We start from the raw sequence: 954 nt of genomic DNA on the forward strand, positions 1-954 counted from the left end.
GAGATGAATAATAAATATCATGTATTGTTAGATAAAACAGCTTTTTTCCCTGGAGGTGGAGGTCAATACTGTGACCTGGGAACTATAGATAATATGTCTGTGGAAGATGTATATGAAGAAAATGACAAAATATATCATGTATTGGATAAAAAACCAAATAGAATTCATAAGGTTAAATGTGAAATTGATTGGGATAGAAGGGAATATGGTATGCAACATCATTTTGGCCAACATGTTATATCTGCTTGTTTTAACAATGAATATAAAGCAAAGACTGTGGGTTTTCATTTAGGAAAAGATTTTGCAACTGTGGATATAGAAGGATTTTTTAAAGAAGATGACATAATTAAAATTGAAAGCATGTGCAATGAAATTATTAGAGAAAATATACCTGTGGAATTTCTTAATATAAATAAGAAAGAAGCTAAGAAATTAAAAATAAAAGATGATTTATCTAAGCTTTCTAATGATATAAGAGTTGTGAAATTTGGAGATTTGGATATAAATTTATGCTGTGGAGTTCATGTCAAAAATACTTTAGACTTAAGAGTTATAAAAATAAAGAAATTTGAAAAATATAAAAAAGCAACAAGAATTGAATTTTTATGTGGGACAAAAGCAATAGATGAAATGTTAAAAAGAGATAACTACTTAAATAAAATTTGTAAGATGCTTAGTAGTAATGAAGAAGGCGCATATCAAGGTATTGAAAAATTAAATAATAAAATAAATGAAGCGAATAAAGAAAATAGAAAATTAGAAGAAATAATAAGTAACTATGAGATGAAAGAAATGATTGAAGAAGCTGAAAAAAATGGAAGCATGAATATTATAATTAAAACTTATGAAGATAAAAATATGAACTATATAAATAAAATTGCAAATAAAATCACAGAAACAGAAAATAATATTGGATTATTTGCTTTAATAAATAATGATAGATTAAATTTATTA

General features: G+C 24.8%; 1 protein-coding gene. It reads left to right on the forward strand.

Annotated elements, in window-relative coordinates:
* The coding region (locus QX51_RS02925; protein ID WP_039678419.1) for an alanyl-tRNA editing protein at positions 1-954 on the forward strand (954 nt) is incomplete at both ends.

The organism is Terrisporobacter othiniensis (assembly GCF_000808015.1).
GTDB lineage: Bacteria > Bacillota > Clostridia > Peptostreptococcales > Peptostreptococcaceae > Terrisporobacter > Terrisporobacter muris.